Source organism: Paraburkholderia sp. BCC1886 (assembly GCF_900996245.1).
Taxonomy (GTDB): domain Bacteria; phylum Pseudomonadota; class Gammaproteobacteria; order Burkholderiales; family Burkholderiaceae; genus Paraburkholderia.
In genome coordinates, this window is sequence record NZ_CAAJGK010000022.1 from 157,629 (window position 1) to 174,166 (window position 16,538).

At 61.7% G+C, this 16,538-nt stretch carries 16 protein-coding genes; 9 read left to right on the forward strand and 7 right to left on the reverse strand.

Annotated features, from left to right (window positions below):
- The first annotated feature begins 8 nt into the window (after positions 1-8).
- Genes ureE through FQ746_RS02330 form a run of 6 tightly spaced genes read left to right on the forward strand, consistent with a single transcriptional unit; the run spans position 9 to position 5,177 of the window.
- On the forward strand, positions 9-509 hold the full coding sequence (ureE, locus tag FQ746_RS02305) for an urease accessory protein UreE (RefSeq protein ID WP_186310604.1): 501 nt from the start codon (positions 9-11) through the stop codon (positions 507-509).
- Positions 502-1,179 carry an urease accessory protein UreF gene (locus FQ746_RS02310; RefSeq protein WP_144107142.1) on the forward strand — a complete coding sequence of 226 codons (678 nt, stop codon included), beginning with the start codon at positions 502-504 and terminating at the stop codon, positions 1,177-1,179. The genes ureE and FQ746_RS02310 overlap by 8 nt, the downstream gene beginning before the upstream one ends.
- Positions 1,180-1,233: 54 nt before the next feature.
- On the forward strand, positions 1,234-1,932 hold the full coding sequence (locus tag FQ746_RS02315) for an urease subunit beta (protein WP_144107144.1): 699 nt from the start codon (positions 1,234-1,236) through the stop codon (positions 1,930-1,932).
- Positions 1,933-3,645, forward strand: coding sequence for an urease subunit alpha (gene ureC / locus FQ746_RS02320; protein WP_144107146.1), 1,713 nt, complete (start codon positions 1,933-1,935; stop codon positions 3,643-3,645).
- A 55-nt stretch (positions 3,646-3,700) separates the two neighbouring features.
- Positions 3,701-4,363: an urease accessory protein UreG gene (ureG, locus tag FQ746_RS02325; protein ID WP_409932350.1), complete on the forward strand. Its 663-nt coding sequence runs from the start codon at positions 3,701-3,703 to the stop codon at positions 4,361-4,363.
- The gene (locus FQ746_RS02330; protein ID WP_144107148.1) at positions 4,353-5,177 is read left to right on the forward strand and encodes an urease accessory protein UreD; all 825 of its coding nucleotides are present in this window, start codon (positions 4,353-4,355) and stop codon (positions 5,175-5,177) included. Before ureG ends, FQ746_RS02330 begins: the two co-directional genes overlap by 11 nt.
- On the opposite strand, the gene FQ746_RS02335 is transcribed toward FQ746_RS02330, so the two are convergent.
- The 7 genes from FQ746_RS02335 to FQ746_RS02365 all read right to left on the reverse strand — a co-directional run bounded on the left by FQ746_RS02335 (position 5,174) and on the right by FQ746_RS02365 (position 12,298).
- Entirely contained in the window at positions 5,174-5,491 is a 318-nt protein-coding gene (locus FQ746_RS02335; protein ID WP_144107150.1) for a hypothetical protein, read from the reverse strand. The two genes, FQ746_RS02330 and FQ746_RS02335, sit on opposite strands and share 4 nt — an antisense overlap.
- A 14-nt stretch (positions 5,492-5,505) precedes the next feature.
- A complete protein-coding gene (locus tag FQ746_RS02340; protein WP_144107152.1) occupies positions 5,506-6,201 on the reverse strand; it encodes a tetratricopeptide repeat protein in 696 nt (231 codons plus the stop codon).
- The gene (locus FQ746_RS02345) at positions 6,198-7,145 is read right to left on the reverse strand and encodes a hypothetical protein (RefSeq protein WP_144107154.1); all 948 of its coding nucleotides are present in this window, start codon (positions 7,143-7,145) and stop codon (positions 6,198-6,200) included. Before FQ746_RS02345 ends, FQ746_RS02340 begins: the two co-directional genes overlap by 4 nt.
- A gap of 18 nt (positions 7,146-7,163) precedes the next feature.
- Positions 7,164-9,560 carry a N,N-dimethylformamidase beta subunit family domain-containing protein gene (locus tag FQ746_RS02350; RefSeq protein ID WP_144107156.1) on the reverse strand — a complete coding sequence of 799 codons (2,397 nt, stop codon included), beginning with the start codon at positions 9,558-9,560 and terminating at the stop codon, positions 7,164-7,166.
- Between the two features lie 104 nt (positions 9,561-9,664).
- Entirely contained in the window at positions 9,665-10,105 is a 441-nt protein-coding gene (locus FQ746_RS02355; protein ID WP_144107158.1) for a N,N-dimethylformamidase, small subunit, read from the reverse strand.
- Between the two features lie 421 nt (positions 10,106-10,526).
- Positions 10,527-11,126 carry an ANTAR domain-containing response regulator gene (locus tag FQ746_RS02360; RefSeq protein WP_144107160.1) on the reverse strand — a complete coding sequence of 200 codons (600 nt, stop codon included), beginning with the start codon at positions 11,124-11,126 and terminating at the stop codon, positions 10,527-10,529.
- Complete coding sequence (locus FQ746_RS02365) at positions 11,123-12,298, reverse strand: transporter substrate-binding domain-containing protein (protein ID WP_144107162.1); 1,176 nt, start codon at positions 12,296-12,298, stop codon at positions 11,123-11,125. Before FQ746_RS02365 ends, FQ746_RS02360 begins: the two co-directional genes overlap by 4 nt.
- 414 nt (positions 12,299-12,712) lie before the next feature.
- Here FQ746_RS02365 and urtA point away from each other — a divergent pair, with 414 nt between their 5' ends.
- The 3 genes from urtA (at position 12,713) to FQ746_RS02380 (ending at position 16,488) form a co-directional block, all read left to right on the forward strand.
- On the forward strand, positions 12,713-13,906 hold the full coding sequence (urtA, locus tag FQ746_RS02370; protein WP_144107164.1) for an urea ABC transporter substrate-binding protein: 1,194 nt from the start codon (positions 12,713-12,715) through the stop codon (positions 13,904-13,906).
- A gap of 76 nt (positions 13,907-13,982) precedes the next feature.
- On the forward strand, positions 13,983-14,885 hold the full coding sequence (gene urtB / locus FQ746_RS02375) for an urea ABC transporter permease subunit UrtB (RefSeq protein WP_144107166.1): 903 nt from the start codon (positions 13,983-13,985) through the stop codon (positions 14,883-14,885).
- 58 nt (positions 14,886-14,943) lie between these two features.
- Positions 14,944-16,488, forward strand: a complete 1,545-nt coding sequence (locus FQ746_RS02380; protein ID WP_144107168.1) for an amidase — start codon at positions 14,944-14,946, stop codon at positions 16,486-16,488.
- The last annotated feature ends 50 nt before the right edge of the window (positions 16,489-16,538 follow it).

Sequence of the window (16,538 nt, forward strand, 5' to 3'; positions counted from 1 at the left end):
TGATGTCCATGATTACCTACACGTCTATCGTCGGCAGCGCGTCGGAACCGGAGATTGCCGAACGCTTGCACGACCTCGAACATCGCGGCGCGGTGGATACGGTCACGCTTAGCGCCGACGACATTCGCCGGCGCCGTTTGCGCGCGACCACGCGCGGCGGCGTCGAGTGCGGCATCGCGCTGGACCGTCAGACGCAACTGTTCGACGGCGCCGTGCTGTTGCTCGATGCGCAGGGAGCGCTGGTGGTGCGAACCGAGCAGACCCGCTGGCTCGGTATGCTGCCGCGCGATACGGCGAGCGCGCTGGAACTCGGCTACTTCGCGGGAAATATGCACTGGGAGGTGCGCTTCGACGGCAACGTGCTGGAGATCGCGCTGAAAGGGCCGGTAGAAGATTACCGTGCACGGCTTGCACCGTTATTGCAAAGTGGGCGAATCGGCGAATTGCAGCCGGTGCATTCCCATTCCCATTCGCACGATCACCATCACCACGAGCACGCCCATGACTGAATTCGCCGGCTTGCTGGCGAGCCTGCAGCAATCGGACAGCTTCTTTCCGAGCGGGTCGATGGCGTTTTCATGGGGCCTCGAAGCCTTGCAGCAGGATGGGCTGGTCAAGGACGCCGCGTCGCTCGCGGTATTCGTCGAGTCGCAGGCGCTCGACCGTTGGGCGGGACTCGATCAGGGCATCGTGTGTGCCGCCTGGCGCGCAGTTTCGCTCGACGCGTGGTTCGAGGTCGATGCCTGGGCCGAAGCCGTTTCGCTGCCGGAGCCGATGCGTCAGGGGGCGCGGCGGCTCGGCCGCACGCTCGCCGAAGTGCATGCCAGGCTCGATTGCGGACTCGCCCGGGACCTACGGGCGGCCATCGTGAGCCAGCGTACCCCCGGGCATCTGCCGGCCGTGCAGGGCGCGTTATGGCGCAGTTTCGGTATCGACGAAGACAACGCCCGTGCGATCTCCGCGCATACGGCCTGCACGGGCGCGGTGAGCGCGGCGGTACGGCTGGGCATAGTCGGGCATCTGGACGCCCAGCATGTGCTGACCGCGTTGCGTGCACCGCTTGCCGCGATCCTGGCGCGGCCCGCTCCCGCGCTCGATGAATCGTGGTCCAGCACGTTTGCCGCGGACATCGCCGTGATGCGTCGTCACCGGCACGATGCGCGGCTCTTCGCCAATTGAACCCGGCAGACGCAGATCACACGCAATAGCAGATAACGGACAACGGACGCGCGCATGTTACTGACACCGACCGAGTACGAACGCCTGACGCTGTACACCGCCGCGCAACTCGCGCGGCGGCATCGCGACAAAGGCCTGAAACTGAATCATCCCGAAGCGGTAGCGATCATCGCCGATGAGATTCTCGAAGGCGCGCGCGAGGGCCGCAGCGTCGCCGACCTGATCGCCTATGGTTCGACCCTGCTCACCGAAGACGACGTGCTGCCGGGTGTCGCCGATCTGCTGCCGATGTTGCAGGTCGAAGGCTCGTTTCCCGACGGCACGAAACTGGTGACGGTCCATCAGCCGATTCGCGCAGGAAAAGAGGCGCGTGCTGCGGACGCGGTAGTGCCGGGCGAACTCGTCACCGCCGACGGTGAAATCGAACTGAACGCGGGCCGCCCGAAGGTGGTGCTGACCGCCATGAATACCGGCGACCGGCCAATTCAGGTCGGCAGTCATTTCCATTTCTTCGAGGTCAATCGCGCACTGCGTTTCGATCGGGCAGCCGCATTCGGCATGCGTCTGGACATTCCGGCCGGCACCGCCGTGCGCTTCGAGCCGGGCGACAACAAGGAGGTCACGCTCGTCACGTTCGGCGGCACGCGTGAGATTTATGGACTCAACGGTTTGACGGAAGGGCCGGTGGATGAAGCCGGTTTGCGCGAAGCCGCGCTCGGCCGCGCCGCCGCACGTGGTTTCAAGGGAGCTTGAATGGCAAAGATGACACGCAGGGCCTACGCCGAAATGTTCGGCCCGACGACCGGTGACGCGTTCCGTCTCGGCGATACCTCGCTCTTCGCGGAGATCGAACACGACTACGCGGTGCCCGGCGACGAATGCCTGCACGGCGGCGGCAAGACATTGCGCGACGGCATGGGCCTGAAAGCGGGACACGACAGCGCCGACGGCGCACTCGACATGCTCATCTGCAATGCCACGATCATCGACCCGGTGATTGGAGTCGTGAAGGGCGACATCGGTATCAAGGACGGCCGCATCGTCGCGATTGGCAAAGCGGGCAATCCCGAAACGATGGACGGCGTGCATCCGAAACTGATCTGCGGCGTGGCGACCACCGTGAAAGACGCGGAAGGCCTGATCGCGACACCGGGCGGAATCGACGTCCACGTGCATTTCGATTCGGCGCAGTTGTGCGAGCATGCGCTGGCCTCGGGCCTGACGACGTTGATCGGCGGATCGCTCGGGCCTATCACGGTCGGTATCGATTGCGGCGGTTCGTGGAACGTCGGCCGCATGATGCAGGCGTCCGAACAGTGGCCGCTCAATTTCGGCTTTCTCGGGCGCGGTAATTCGAGCAAGCCCAATTCGCTGATCGACCAGTTACGCGGCGGTTGTCTCGGCCTGAAGATTCACGAAGACTGGGGCGCGATGCCGTCGGTCATCGATACCTGCCTGAGCGTGGCCGACGAATACGACTTCCAGGTGCAACTGCATACCGACACGCTGAACGAGGCCGGTTTTCTGGAAGACACGATTGCCGCGATGAAGAACCGCACGATTCACATGTATCACACCGAGGGCGCGGGCGGCGGCCACGCGCCCGACATCATCGCGGTGGCGGGGCGCATGAACTGTCTGCCGTCGTCCACCAATCCGACGAACCCTTACACCATCAACACGTTCGACGAGCATCTCGACATGATCATGGTGTGTCATCACCTGAACCCCGCGGTGCCGGAAGACGTCGCGTTCGCCGAGTCGCGGGTGCGCGCGCAAACCATTTCCGCCGAAGACGTCCTGCACGATCTGGGTGCGATCTCGATGCTCGGCTCGGATAGTCAGGGCATGGGACGTATCAACGAAGTGATCTGCCGGACATGGCAGCTGGCGTCCAAAATGAAGGACCAGCGCGGCCGTCTGCCGGCCGAGCGCACGACGCGCGGCGACAACGAACGCATCAAGCGCTATATCGCCAAGTACACCATCAACGCGGCACGTACTTTCGGCATTGCCGACACGGTGGGTTCGCTCGAAGACGGCAAGCTCGCGGACATCGTCTTATGGCGTCCCGCGTTCTTTGGCATCAAGCCGGAAGTGGTCATCAAGGGTGGGTTTATCGCGTGGGGCGCGATGGGCGATTCAGCGGCGTCGCTGATGACCTGCGAGCCGCTTGCGATGCGCCCGCAATGGGGCGCATTCGGCCGCGCACCGTCGGCGCTCTCGGTGAACTTCGTCAACCCGCTTGCCATCGAAGCGGGAACGGCGGCGAAGCTCGGACTCGCGCGGCAACTGGTCGGCGCTTATGGCACGCGCTCGTTGAGCAAGGCGGACATGCTGCACAACGATGCCTGTCCGAATCTCACGGTGAATCCACAGACTTTCGACGTCATGATCGACGGTCAGATCATTCGCTGCGATCCGGCGCGTGAAGTACCGCTGTCGCGACGTTACATGATGCGCTGAGCGGTCGAACCATCGACCGGTCTTTTTGATTGACGACTGATAGCGGAGGCATCCGGTGGCACTTCAAATGCAGGCTTTCGAATTTCAACCCGCGTTGCACGCATCGCCGCGCGCGGCCCGTGTGGGCATTGGCGGACCGGTCGGCTCGGGCAAGACGCGTCTGCTCGAACAGTTGATTCCGCGTTTCGCCGCAAGAGGTATCGACCTGGCGGTCATCACGAACGACCTCGTCACGCACGAAGACGCCGAACGGGTTCGCCGCAGCGGCCTGATCGATCCGGCCCGCGTGCTCGCGGTGGAAACCGGTGCGTGTCCGCACACGGCTATCCGCGAAGACCCGACGCTCAATCTGCAAGCCGCCGACGAACTCGATTCGCGCTACGACGGCTTGCAACTGGTGCTGATCGAATCGGGCGGGGACAATCTCGCGTCGTCGTTCTCGCTGGACCTGGTCGATTACTGGATCTTCGTCATCGACGTCGCGGCGGGCGACGATATTCCGCGCAAGCGCGGACTCGGTGTGGTGTCATGCGATCTGCTGGTCATCAACAAGTTCGATCTCGCGCCGTATGTCGGCGTCGATCTCGACAGAATGGTGCGGGAAGCCCGCGAGGTGCGCGGACAGCGCGCCGTGGCGTTGACCAACTGCGCAACGGGCGCCGGCGTCGACGAGGTGGTCGACTCGATCATGACCAACGTACTGTTCGATGCGAATTGATACGCTGCCGGCAGGGGCCGGACTGTGCGAGCCGCAACTCGACCTGTGTTTTACGCGCGCGCCGTCGGGCGCGACCTATCTGTCGCGGCAGCGTGCGGGTTATCCGTATCACGTAGGCCGGTTGTTGACGGCGGGCGGGTCCGGTGAGGACGCGCGCGTGATCGTGCAGTCGTCGTCCGGTGGGCTGTTCGAGGACGACGACGTCGGCCAGCACGTCGTTGCAACCGCTGGCGCGCGGGCACGCGTCGAGACCGCAGCCGCAACCATCGTTCATTCGATGACGCGCGGCTTCGCGCATTCGCGCGTGCGCATCGAGGCACAGGAGGATGCGCGGCTCGACTGGTTGCCGCATCCGTCGATCCTGTTTCCGGGTGCGCGACTGACTAGTCGCATCGACGCAGTGCTGCATCCGGGTGCGCGTATTCTGCTCGCCGACAGCTATACGAGTCACGATCCCGCGGAGCAGGGCACGCCGTTCGGCGCGCTCGATGCGGGCATTGCCGTGCGCGATGCGAACGGCCGTCTGCTTGCGCGCGACCGGTTCCGTCTCGATGGCGCATCCGCGCGGCCATTGGGGGGCGTGAGCGCGCAGTTTGCCGCGCATGGTGGGCTGATGGTGCTGACTCTCGACAACGAAGAGGCGAAGGCCGCGGTCGGGTCACTGGAGCATGCCACCGTGGATGCGTTTTACGCAGGCGCCAGTTTGCTGCCCGGCGGCTGCGGTGCGTTCCTGCGCGTCCTGGCACCCGACAGCCTGAGTTTGCGCACGGCGCTCGATCGTGCGATCGACGCCGTCCGCGCTGTGTCGGTCTAGCTCGACGGGTGGGCCGGTTCCTTGAGCCGCTTGCGGTACAGAATCACGAAGCGGGCCGGTGCGCTATCCGCTTGCAGCGCTGCGCGGCTCAAGCGGTAACGCGAGGTCATGAAATCGATGACCGCGTCAGCGGCGGCTGCGGAAAGTGCGGGCTTCCACATCCAGATATCGTCGCGGCGATCCAGCGCACAGGCGTCGAACAACGCGCGGTCGGGGTCGCTGGCCGCGCCGATCACCCAGTCTTCCATCTTCGCGCCGAATTCCTTGATGTAGCTGAAGCACTCGAATTTGATCTGCTGAACGCTGTAGTTCATGGCCTTTCTCCGATTCAACCAGGCACGGGCATCAGGCGAGCCGGCGAAGTACTCGCTGCCGTGCGCGAGCGCCATTGATCGAACAGACTCGCACCGGCGCGCTTTTCTTCGACCGACATATCGCCCAGCACGTTTTCCAGTGCATTGAGCGCGTTGCCGACACCGTGCTGCGCGGCCAGCGATAACCAGACGAACGCCTGTACCCGGTCGCGCTCGACACCGCGTCCAGTCGCGTACGAAAAACCGACACGGGCTTGCGACGGGTAATGACCCTGTTCGGCGGCGCGTCGATACCATTGCGTTGCCGCCGTATCGTCCTGCGCGACGCCGCGCCCTTTTGCGTAGAGGCTTGCCAGGTTGGCCTGGGCGAACGGATCGCCGTTTTCGGCCGCGAGCATGATCCAGCGGACGCCTTCGGCTTCGTTATGCAGCGACGCGTTGGCCGACATCAACATCGCACCGAGATTCGTTTGCGCCTGCGTATGACCTTGCAGTGCGGCTTTTTCGTACCATTGCATGGCACGTTGCAGATTCGCCTCGCAGCCTTCGCCGTTCGCATGCAATGCGGCCAACCACGCCTGCGCATCGCGATCGCCGTTTGCGGCAAGCGCTTCGAAAGCCTGAAATGCGGCGTCGAATTGACCTTTTGAATAGAGCCGGGTGGCGTGTTCGAGGTCGGAGGAAAGGGTCGTGTTCTGCGCGGCGATCATGCGTGAGTTCCTGTGAGCAAAGTAGAAGCGGTGCTTTGGGCGATACGCGTGGCCAGCGTGGCTTCGAGCCATTGCATCGCGTCGGTTGGAATGGCGCTCGCAGCAGCACGACGCTCGAGCAGTGCGTGCCATCTCGCGAGCGAACGTGGTCCGTATGTGCTGATGCGGCACAACGTGCGCTGCAACGCGATGGGTTGAAGGATGATTGCGCAGCGGCTCGTACTATCGGACAGCACGATCAGATTCGGAAAGCGCCACGTCGCCACCACGGGGCTGCTGTCGCTATCCGTGTATTCGGTACTTTCGAAAATTCCGCACGTGCTGGTCGAGCCCGCGCGCTTAGAGCCGGCGGCAAGACGTTGACCGACGTGTTTCCAGTTGCCTTCCTGTTCGAGCCAGGCCGACTCGTGCCGTAGCGCTGCCGGTTCATCGCAGGCCATGTCGGCGACGGCGGCGTCGGGCGTAAAACTCCCGCCCGCCGGGTCGAGGTGCACGAACACGAGCGGTGCGGCCGAGGCGACGCGCACGCCGAGCAAACGCTCTGGACGCAGGCCGAGGTACTGATACATCTCGGGAGTGAGCGTATCGGTGTCGGCCGCCTTGATCGGCACGCGATCGCGACTGTGTCCGCAGGACGTGAACGAACAGGATGTCTTTGCACCTTGCCGGCATTGCAACGGCACGATGCGGCAACCGCCGTGTTGCGCAAGGTTAAAGCGTCCCGCGAGCCGACCGCTCGCGAGTCGCTGCACATGCACCGCGTGGTCGCCGACCGTGAAGGGTAGTAAATCGCCCGCGCCCTGAATGTCGTCGTCGACGCCGATGCAGATCCACTCGCGGGTCCAGACCGCGTCGTCTTCGAGCTTCGAAAAAGCGAGCGTGCTGTAAGCGTCGGCATCCAGCAAGCGGGGCGCCGGCACGTATGGCGTGACGAGTTCATTCATGGCGTGGTCTCCCTTCGATCAGCTGGTGGTGACGACGGACGGCGACTCGTAATCCGCACGGCCGCGATGCACCACCGCACTCGACGGAGCGGCCGGTAACGGGCCGTCCGCCGCGAAGCGGTCCAGCACGTTCTTCGTTAGCCGCGAAATGTTGTTGTTGCAATTATTCCAGGGCAACGAACCGCAGTACGCAATCGAACTGAACGCGAATGCACCCCCGCCGTTGGGTGTTTCGTGGAAGGTGATGTCGGCGCGCACGCGGGGATGCACGGTGCCGTCGAGTCCTTGCTGGTTGAAGCCGAAATCTTCCATGACAAGCAGGTACGCTTCGGTGTGACGGCCGGCCGAGGTCGCGACGGTCAGAATATGCGGTGGCGAGCCCAGCATCGTATCGACGATATCGAGTTCCAGGCCCGCAGCGCCGCCACCGACGAGGCCGAAGTTGCCGAGGTTTTCGTCGTAGTCGATGCCGTCGAAGGCCCACGCCACCCGTTCATCGAGACTTTCCGGCGTACGGGAGAAGTAGCTGGAGATGTCGAAGCCTTCCGACGACATGCCGGTGCCCGCCACCGAATGCAGATAGCGGCCGCGAAAGCGCCACATGCCGCCGAGTTCGCCCGTACCCTGATGGTAGTACTCGCCAGGGTCCGCACGCCACGTCCGGATGCCCGACTCGCAGCGTCGCATTTCCGTGACGATGCCACGTCCCAATCCGTCGTAAGCCGGATGATACGAATGCACCCAGTACCAGCCGTCCGCACCCATATACATGATGCGGCCGCCGCGTTGCGTATAGTCGTGCAGCGCGTCGAGTTGCGGGCCGGAGTTGTGTTCGGGATGCGAGCCCGTGATGATCACGTTGTAGTCTTCGAGACGCGCGAGTCCGTCGTACGTGAGGTCTTCATCGGTGAACACATCGTATTCGTAGCCGAGCGTTTCGAGCCAGTACACGAGGTGCAGGTCGGCCGGATATTGCCACGGTGCCTGCGCCAGAAAGTGGTCGTACTTCGGCCGGATGCTCAAAATAGGGCGTAGCCGCGACGACAGGCAGATGCCGCTGCCATCCGTATGCGTGTCGTAAATCGAGCCCGCATATTCGCGGTGCTCGGCGAGAAACATGTTCTGCTGCTGCATGATCGGCACGCGATAGACGAACAGTTCCGCTCCACCCGCGTTACACGCGACGTGTTCGTTGGCATAGGCCATGTAGCTGATGGTCGGCACCATCACCGCGATCCTGGACTTCTTTGCGCCTAGCTTCGGCACGATCCAGAACGGAATGTAGTCTTCGTCGCCTTCGGCGGTGGTCAGCTTGGCCGCGTAGAAGCGGCTTTTTATTTCTTCCGGTACGGTCCATTCGAAGCTGACGTCCCAGCGCGCGTTGTCGAGGTCGTCGTCGTGAAAGTGAATCGCGCCGTACTCTTTTTGCGCGTGCTTCCACGCGAAGTTGTGACCGGACCAGTTATAGCCGGTCATCGCGCGGGTCGGGCAGTTCACCAGTTGCGCGTCGAACTTGTAGGGGCCCTGGTCGCGGCAGACGAGCGTGTCGATCCCGTCGGAGAAGTCCCAGGCCGCGACGATGCATTCGGATAGCGCGCCGGTCGGCCCCGAGTTGCGACGCTCGGTCAGGCCCGGTTGGACACCGGCCTTCATCGTTTCGATTTCGAAGCGGGACAGCGCGCGATTGCACAAACGCGGACTGTCGATTTTGCCGTTATAGTGGCCGCCGATCAACACGCCCTGCGGCATGGACGAGCGTCCGAGCGGCCCGCTTTCGGTGCCCTTCGTAAAACCGGCGATCACCAGCGGAAGGTCGGTATGGGTGATCGGACCGGCGAACTGCGCTTCGACAGGCGGCACGACCGGATCCAGCGCATAGACGATCTGCGGCTCGTGATACAGCGTGACGGCACCCGTTTTCGCATCGAAACTGGCGGCGAGAAAGTGCCACGCGTGATCCCGCAAACGCGCGCCGGTCGCATACGTCTGGTCGTCGATGCGCAACTCCACACAACCGTCTTCGTTAATGAAAAGACCATAGCCCGCGCCGTTCGACCACTTCGTGACCAGACCCTGTTCGCCGTGCTTCCAGTAACGCGCATCGGTGCGCGGCGTGGTCGGCCATACCCAGCATTGCAAGGTGAAGCTCTCGACATGCAATTGCGGCGCGTCGGGAACATAGCCGTACGAGCCACCGTAGACTGCCTGCGGGCGTCCCTGATAAGTCGCCTCGCAATCCGATTTAACGTCTTTTTCAATGAAGCCGGGGCCGCGTGGATTCGTGTCGCCATTAATGAGTTGCACGATCGACGCATGGTATTGCGATGGGCCGTCGCAGTTGACGTAGAACTTGATCGTGTCGCCGGGATGGACGCTGAATTTGTCGGCGTAACCGGTGAGTCGCATTGCACACATAAAGAATCGCTCCTGCCTGCTTGCCGCCCGGTTGGACGGCGGTATCGTGGTCCCGCGCCGTTTATCGACTAGCCGGCGTGGGGTGAGGCCTGGTGCATCTGCTTTCAGGTCACCGGCCAGTTGTCGTCGCGGCGCTTGTAACCTTGCGAGTAGTGTTCGGGCATGCCGTCCGTTTCCGACATTTCGTCGAGTCGCATCAGGAAGATGGCGTGCTGGATATCCTGCTCGCTCGTGTAGACATCGTCGGTGGCGAATACCGGAGGCACGCCGCGAATACCGGACAGACGGCCGATGCGCCATTGCGCATCGATCTCGGTGCAAATCACCACGAGTTTGTTCTTCGGCGACGCACCGCGCATGCGCAGCAGTACGCGGCGCAGGTCCGCATGCTCGTGAGTGCCGCCCGTGACGACGGTCGTGTCGCCGGGTGTCGCGCATTTGAGTACCGAAAAGCCTGCAACGCCATGCATGGACTCCGTGCACTCCTTGTGAAGCGCGATAAGACGGTCGCGTTCGGGGGTGCCTTTCCTGGGGATAGGAATCATGAGATCAACCTCTTCAAGGTTAAAAGGATGACTAACCGTATCGTCAGCCATATCGAGCCAGGCTCGTCGTTCGGGTTCGGGCGTGCGGCATCGAAGAAGCGACCGGAACCCCGAGGACGAAAAAAAGCCCGACATGCCAGGGCTACTGGCATGTCGGGCTTTTTGGCCTTTTGCTGAACGAGACGTCTTTGTCACGTTCAACTTCAATCGGGTCTGCTTACTGCGAGAGTCAATAGGCAACAAATATGCCTATTGGCACGGATAGATCGTATTTTCCTGTTCGAGTACTTGCAGGCGGGGCTCGCCGCCGCAGAGAGTCCATTCCTTTTCCTGCATTGCGGTGTTTTGCAATCCAGTTCAGCGTTCGTCCGGTGTGCCAGGTCGCACGCGGATGGTGCGCTTCGCACTGTGAACGGACATGCTAACTTCGCATCGTGCCGGTTCTCACGATTTCGTCGGCTACGTTTTCGATCAATGCCTGGTTGTTGCGCGCCTGCGAGCACAACACTTTATAAGCTTCGTCGCCGGAAAGTTGTCGTGTCTTCATGATGATCGATTTGGCGAGTTCGATGGTTCTCTGTTTGCCGGCCTTCTGCTCCGCGCGATGAATGAACTGTTGCAGAGACTTGTGCTTCTTGTGCTGCGCAATCGTGACCGCAATGGCAGTGAGTACGCCGGAGGAGCGCACGGGTGACGAGATCACGCTAAACGCATTCAGTTGCATGACGGCTTCTATCAGGACCGGGTTCTCGTAGGTCAGCACGGGAATGATGGGTGGCGCGTTGTCGTCGTCGAGCCATTCATGATGGTAAGAGGCCGTTTGCGGCGCGACCGACATGATGACGAGATCGATGGAATGAAGTTCGGCGTCGAGATTCGGCCAGCACACCCGGACCTTGCAGCCGATCCGCTTCAGATGTCCGAGCAGTTCGATCCGATCCTGGTCTGGCGGGTGAAGCACCGCGATCCGCAAGGATCGTATGTCCTGCAAAGATTGCGGCGTAGGCGGGCTGCGCGTCATGACCAGCTTCCCGCAACGGCGCTCAGGCCGTGCTCGGAAGGACCGCCGCCGGCAGGCGTATGGGCGATGACGAATGGATCGGCCCGCAGGACCTCGGGCATCGACCTGACGATATCGAACTGTCCGCTCGAATTGGCCCGCCCGATTCGCGTGTGAAGATACGCATGATGGTTCTCTTCGTCCATCCGCACGCGGCCTTGTGGCGCGTCGAACTCCATGCCGGGAATCGCGCGCAACAGCGAGACCGGGTCGTCGCTGCCCATCATGCGCATGGCGTTCGCGAGAATATGCATCTGGAAGTACGCGGCTTCCCAGCACATGTTGGTCACGGCGTCGCGGCCCATGAAACGGCGGTAATTCTCGAGGCACTGGCGGTTGGTCTGAGTATCGACCGACTGGAAATACGAGGCCGAAGTGAAATGGCCTTCGCCGAGGTCCGCGCCCATTGCGGCAATTTCGGCTTCGGAAGTCGTGACGCTCGCGATTGGCGTGACGCGCGGGTTAAGGCCGCTCTTCGCGAAACTGCGGTACAGGTGTTCGACGCCGACGCCCACGACGGTGGAGAACACGAAGTCCGGTGAAAGCAGGGCGATGCGTTCCGCGATGGCGCGATAGTGGTCTTCGCTGGCGTCGAGCGGTACGTAGGTTTCTTCTACGGTCTCGCCGCCGCGCTCGAACACGAAGTCCTTCATGATGCGATTGGTTTCGTAAGGGTAGATGTAATCCGAACCAATCATGAATACCCGTGAGCCGAACTTCTCCAGCATGTAATCGGCGAGCGGCACGCAGGTCTGGTTGGGCAGCGTGCCGGTACAGAAGACATTGCGGCTGTATTCGAAACCTTCGTAGAGCGTGGGGTAGAAGAGCAGGGCGTTATGGCGTTCGACGACGGGGATGACCAGCTTTCTGCCGCTCGACATATAGCAGCCCATGATGAGCCGCACGCCTTTGTCGACGATCAGATCTTCCGCCATGGTGGCGTAATTCGCCGCGATCGAGCCGGGGTCGCGCACATGAAGCTGGATTTCCCGGCCGTTGATGCCGCCCGCCCGATTGATTTCGTCGACAGCGAATAGCGTGGCGCTTTGCTGCGATGCTTCGATGAGACCTGTCACACCAGTGGTGGAATACAGCACGCCGATCTTGACGGGTTCACTTCTGGGTAAAGACATATTGGTTTTCCTGTGACGCCGATGCGTTTGCCATGACGATTCACTCACCCAGACTTGTGCGTGCAGGTCGGGCCGCGCACAAACGCCGTGCATGTCTGCTACATCTTGGCGTGTGGTGCGGCGATCTGAACGAGTTTCACAAGCCGCTATTCGATGAGGGCATCGTGATTGAATCCATATATAAGGCGATGCCAGCGAATCGACGGATATCGACGAACGACCCGTAATTTGGCATGGACCTTGCTCTTCTACACTCGTGGTCAGCAGCAGCACGCCAGTCCTGCACAACGATCATAGTGAATTCCGCCGCGTCTGACAAAGGTGTCATATACGGCAAAGGCCAAAAAGCCCGCCAGCTAAGTTCGACTTGGCTGCGGGCTTTTTTTTGTCTGAAACTTTCTCGATGAAGGCAACATGAAAAATTCTCGCCGCGACTTTTTGAAGCAAGCCGTTGCTGCAACTGCCGCTACCGCACTGCCGGGTTCGTTGATGCTGGGTGCGTCCGCGGCCAATGCCGCGGAGTCGATCAAGGTCGGCATCCTGCATTCGCTGACAGGCACGATTGCGATTGCCGAGGCACATGTGGTCGACGCGGAAAAGCTCGCTATCGACGAAATCAATGCGGCTGGTGGCGTGATGGGCCGGCAGATTACACCGATCGTCGAAGACGGTGCGAGCGACTGGCCGACCTTCGCGGAAAAAGCCCAGAAGCTGGTGGAAAGTGACAAGGTCGCCGCCGTGTTCGGCTGCTATACGTCGGCGTCGCGTAAAGCGGTGTTGCCCGTTTTCGAGCGTTATAACGGACTGCTCTACTATCCGACGTATTACGAAGGCCTGGAGATGTCGAAGAACATCATGTACACCGGGCAGGAAGCAACACAGCAAACCATTCCCGCGGTGAACTGGGCGGCAAAGAATAAAGGCAAGAAGTTTTATCTGATCGGCTCCGACTATATCTGGCCGCGCACCACCAACCGCATCGCCAAGGCCGCCATTGCAAAAGCAGGCGGTACGGTACTCGGCGAAGATTACTTCCCGCTCGGCGCCACCGAGTTCTCCTCCGTCATCAACAAGATCAAGGCCGCGAAGCCGGACGTGATTCTCTCGACGATCGTCGGCGGTTCGAATGTCGCGTTCTACAAGCAGCTCAATTCAGTGGGTATCACCGGGAAGAACCAGGCGATCATGGCGCTCGCCGTGACCGAAGAAGAAGCCATTGGTATCGGCAAGGACAACCTGGTCGGCGTTTACTCGAGCATGGGATATTTCCAGAGCGAAAAGAACCCGCAGAACGAGAAGTTCGTGAAGGCATTCAAGGCAAAGTACGGCCAGGACCGTGTGCTCGGCGACACGCTCGAAGCGGCCTACACCGCGGTTTATCTGTGGAAGCTGGCAGTCGAAAAAGCGCAGAGTACCGACGTCGCCAAAGTTGTGGCGGCCTCGTCCGGGCTTGCGTGGAGCGCGCCGGAAGGCGACGTGCATTTCCATGTGAGCAATCACCATTTGTGGAAGCACTCGCTTATCGGCATGTTCCGGCCTGACGGGCAGGTGGATATCGTGTACGAGTCGCCGTTGATCGAACCGAATCCTTTTCCGAAGCTCGGCTAAACGCAGTTCTCTCGCGCGGCCAGGCATCGTGCACGCCGGTCGCGCGTCCGCGACATTTCACCGACAAGGTCGCCACATGACTCTCGATGTCTTTCTCGTACAGGTATTCAACGGCCTGTCGCTATTCACGGTGCTCGCGCTAATGGCGGTGGGACTCGCTATCGTGTTCGGGCTGATGGGCGTGATCAATATGGCGCACGGCGAGTTGATGGCGCTCGGCGCCTATATGACCTATGTCACGTCCGTCGTCTTTCAGCGCTTTGCACCGTCGTTGATGGGTGTTTATTTCCTGGTCGGCATCGTGGTGGCTTTCGTCGTCACGGCGGCGGTCGGCTTCGTACTCGAGCGGGTGATGATCCGGCGGCTCTATCACCGGCCACTGGATACGATGCTCGCGACCTGGGGTCTATCGCTCGTGCTGCAACAGGTATACCGCCAGGTGTTCGGACCGATCGACGTCAGCGTGCCGACCGTGAGCTGGCTGAAGGGCGCGTGGAACGTCACGCCGAACATCGGTCTGCCGCTGAGCCGCATCTTCATTCTGTTCCTCACGCTGGCCGTGGCGCTGGCGGTCTATCTATTCCTGTTTCGCAGTCGCTGGGGCCTGCGGATCCGCTCGGTCATGCAGAACCGTGCGATGGCGGGCGCCGCCGGTATCGATACGGAGCGCGTCGACGCCGTGACCTTCGCAGTCGGCTGCGGTCTGGCCGGCATCGCCGGCAGCGCGTTGACGATGCTCGCCTCGACCGGCCCGGTGACGGGGCAGCAATACATCGTCGATACCTTCGTGGTGGTGGTGTTCGGCGGAATCGAAAGTTTGCTGGGCACCTTCCTGTCGGCGTTTGCAATCGGTCAGCTTCAGTCGATGTTCGAACTGCTGCTGAGTGGATCGATGGCGAAAGCGACCATTCTTCTGCTCGTGATCGTTGCGTTGTACTTCCGCCCGCAGGGTCTGTTCGCACTCAAACTAAGGCGTTGAAGCGAATGAAGACCGGCCGGCCCGTGTGATCGACCAGAAGAATTGAACGGAGTGCTAGATGACGCAAGCTTTTGCAGCAACAGGTATCGAGCTGGAAACGCTCACCGTGCAAACGGTGCAGGAAGGCTTCGCAAGCGGACGCTTTACTGCGGAATCGCTCGCTAAAGCCTGCTTCGAGCAGATCGAAGCGTATAACGGCCGCTACAACGCACTGATCTTTCTGAACCCGGCGGCACTCGACGACGCGCGCGAGATCGATCGTCGCCGTGCAGGGGGAGAAAAGCTCGGACCGCTGGCCGGCGTACCGGTAGTCATCAAGGATCCGATGGACATGGTGGGGTTTCCGACCACGGCCGGCTGGTCGCTGCTGTACAGCAAGACCGGCGGTGTCGATCTGATGCCCGCCACGGATGCGCCGGTCGTCGCGCGAATGCGTGCCGCCGGTACCATCATGCTCGGCAAGACCAACGTGCCGGTTTTGAGCCATTCGGGCACGCATGCCGACGACAGCTGGGCCGGTCCCACGTTGAACGTCGTCTTGCCCGACCGCGTGCCGGGTGCGAGTAGTGCGGGAACGGCGGCCGCGGTCGCTTCGGCAATGGCCGTGCTGGGCCTCGCGGAAGAAACCGGTGGCTCGATTCAGAATCCGGCGTCGTCGCAGGATCTGGTCGGCATCAAGCCGACTATCGGCCTCGTGCCGAATGCGGGCGTCGTGCCGCTATCGGGTAATCGCGACGTGGTGGGCCCGATTGCCCGCAATGTACGCGACGCGGCGCTCTGTCTCGATGTACTCGCCGGTTATTCGTCGGAAGACCCGAAGACCCTGGCCTCGGTCGGTCACGAACCGGCGGGCGGCTACACGGCTGCACTGAGTGTCGACGCACTGGCCGGCAAGCGGATCGGCCTCTATGGGCCGGGCTGGCGCACGCAAGCCTTATCGGATGAAGCCACGCAACTCTACGCGCGTGCGCAGCAGGAATTGAAAGCCGCCGGGGCCGTGCTGGTCGACGATCCGTTTGCCGGAACCGCCTTTGCATCGCTACGCGAGCCGACTGCGCCGCTGGCGAATTTCGATGCGCGTGGGCTGGAGTCGATCCCTTACGACGTCGAGCAATATCTGAAGCGTCTCGGTCCGGATGCCGCCTTGAAAACCTTCGCGCAATTCGCCGCGGCCACCGCGCCGCAGAATGCGTTCGGTCCAACGGGCGTGCTGAACTTCATGAACAGCTTGCCGGAGTTCGTCGCGGCGCTGGCCGATCCATCGAGTCCGCCCGATATCTCCGCGTTCATCGCACTCAAGTCGACGTACCTGAAGATCTTCGATACCGTGATGGCCGAACATCGGCTCGACGCGCTGGTGTTTCCGCAGATGCGCTGCGAATTGCCGCCATTCCAGGGCAAGGAAACGATTCAGGAAACGACAGTGGGGGAATTGAACATCGCAGGCTTGCCGGGCGTGACGGTGCCGGCGGGGTATTACGCGTCGGGCTCGCCCTTCGGCATTATCTTCGTGGGACGCCAATGGGACGAAGCGTCGTTGATCGCCATGGCTTACGCGTACGAACAGGCCACACTGCATCGCAAACCACCCAAACTAGGTTAGCCAGATGCAAAGGCTCGCGACCGCGCATGACGCCAGTAGCGAGCCTTTCA

What these genes read in the sequence shown, in the direction of transcription:
- FQ746_RS02315 (WP_144107144.1), top strand. Translation starts at nt 1,234, where the DNA reads ATGTTACTGACACCGACCGAGTACGAACGCCTGACGCTGTACACCGCC.
- FQ746_RS02345 (WP_144107154.1), bottom strand. Translation starts at nt 7,145, where the DNA reads ATGAATGAACTCGTCACGCCATACGTGCCGGCGCCCCGCTTGCTGGAT.
- urtA (WP_144107164.1), top strand. Translation starts at nt 12,713, where the DNA reads ATGAAAAATTCTCGCCGCGACTTTTTGAAGCAAGCCGTTGCTGCAACT.
- urtB (WP_144107166.1), top strand. Translation starts at nt 13,983, where the DNA reads ATGACTCTCGATGTCTTTCTCGTACAGGTATTCAACGGCCTGTCGCTA.
- FQ746_RS02335 (WP_144107150.1), bottom strand. Translation starts at nt 5,491, where the DNA reads ATGAACTACAGCGTTCAGCAGATCAAATTCGAGTGCTTCAGCTACATC.
- FQ746_RS02330 (WP_144107148.1), top strand. Translation starts at nt 4,353, where the DNA reads ATGCGAATTGATACGCTGCCGGCAGGGGCCGGACTGTGCGAGCCGCAA.
- FQ746_RS02360 (WP_144107160.1), bottom strand. Translation starts at nt 11,126, where the DNA reads ATGACGCGCAGCCCGCCTACGCCGCAATCTTTGCAGGACATACGATCC.
- FQ746_RS02310 (WP_144107142.1), top strand. Translation starts at nt 502, where the DNA reads ATGACTGAATTCGCCGGCTTGCTGGCGAGCCTGCAGCAATCGGACAGC.
- FQ746_RS02355 (WP_144107158.1), bottom strand. Translation starts at nt 10,105, where the DNA reads ATGATTCCTATCCCCAGGAAAGGCACCCCCGAACGCGACCGTCTTATC.
- FQ746_RS02350 (WP_144107156.1), bottom strand. Translation starts at nt 9,560, where the DNA reads ATGTGTGCAATGCGACTCACCGGTTACGCCGACAAATTCAGCGTCCAT.
- FQ746_RS02365 (WP_144107162.1), bottom strand. Translation starts at nt 12,298, where the DNA reads ATGTCTTTACCCAGAAGTGAACCCGTCAAGATCGGCGTGCTGTATTCC.
- ureE (WP_186310604.1), top strand. Translation starts at nt 9, where the DNA reads ATGATTACCTACACGTCTATCGTCGGCAGCGCGTCGGAACCGGAGATT.
- FQ746_RS02380 (WP_144107168.1), top strand. Translation starts at nt 14,944, where the DNA reads ATGACGCAAGCTTTTGCAGCAACAGGTATCGAGCTGGAAACGCTCACC.
- ureC (WP_144107146.1), top strand. Translation starts at nt 1,933, where the DNA reads ATGGCAAAGATGACACGCAGGGCCTACGCCGAAATGTTCGGCCCGACG.
- FQ746_RS02340 (WP_144107152.1), bottom strand. Translation starts at nt 6,201, where the DNA reads ATGATCGCCGCGCAGAACACGACCCTTTCCTCCGACCTCGAACACGCC.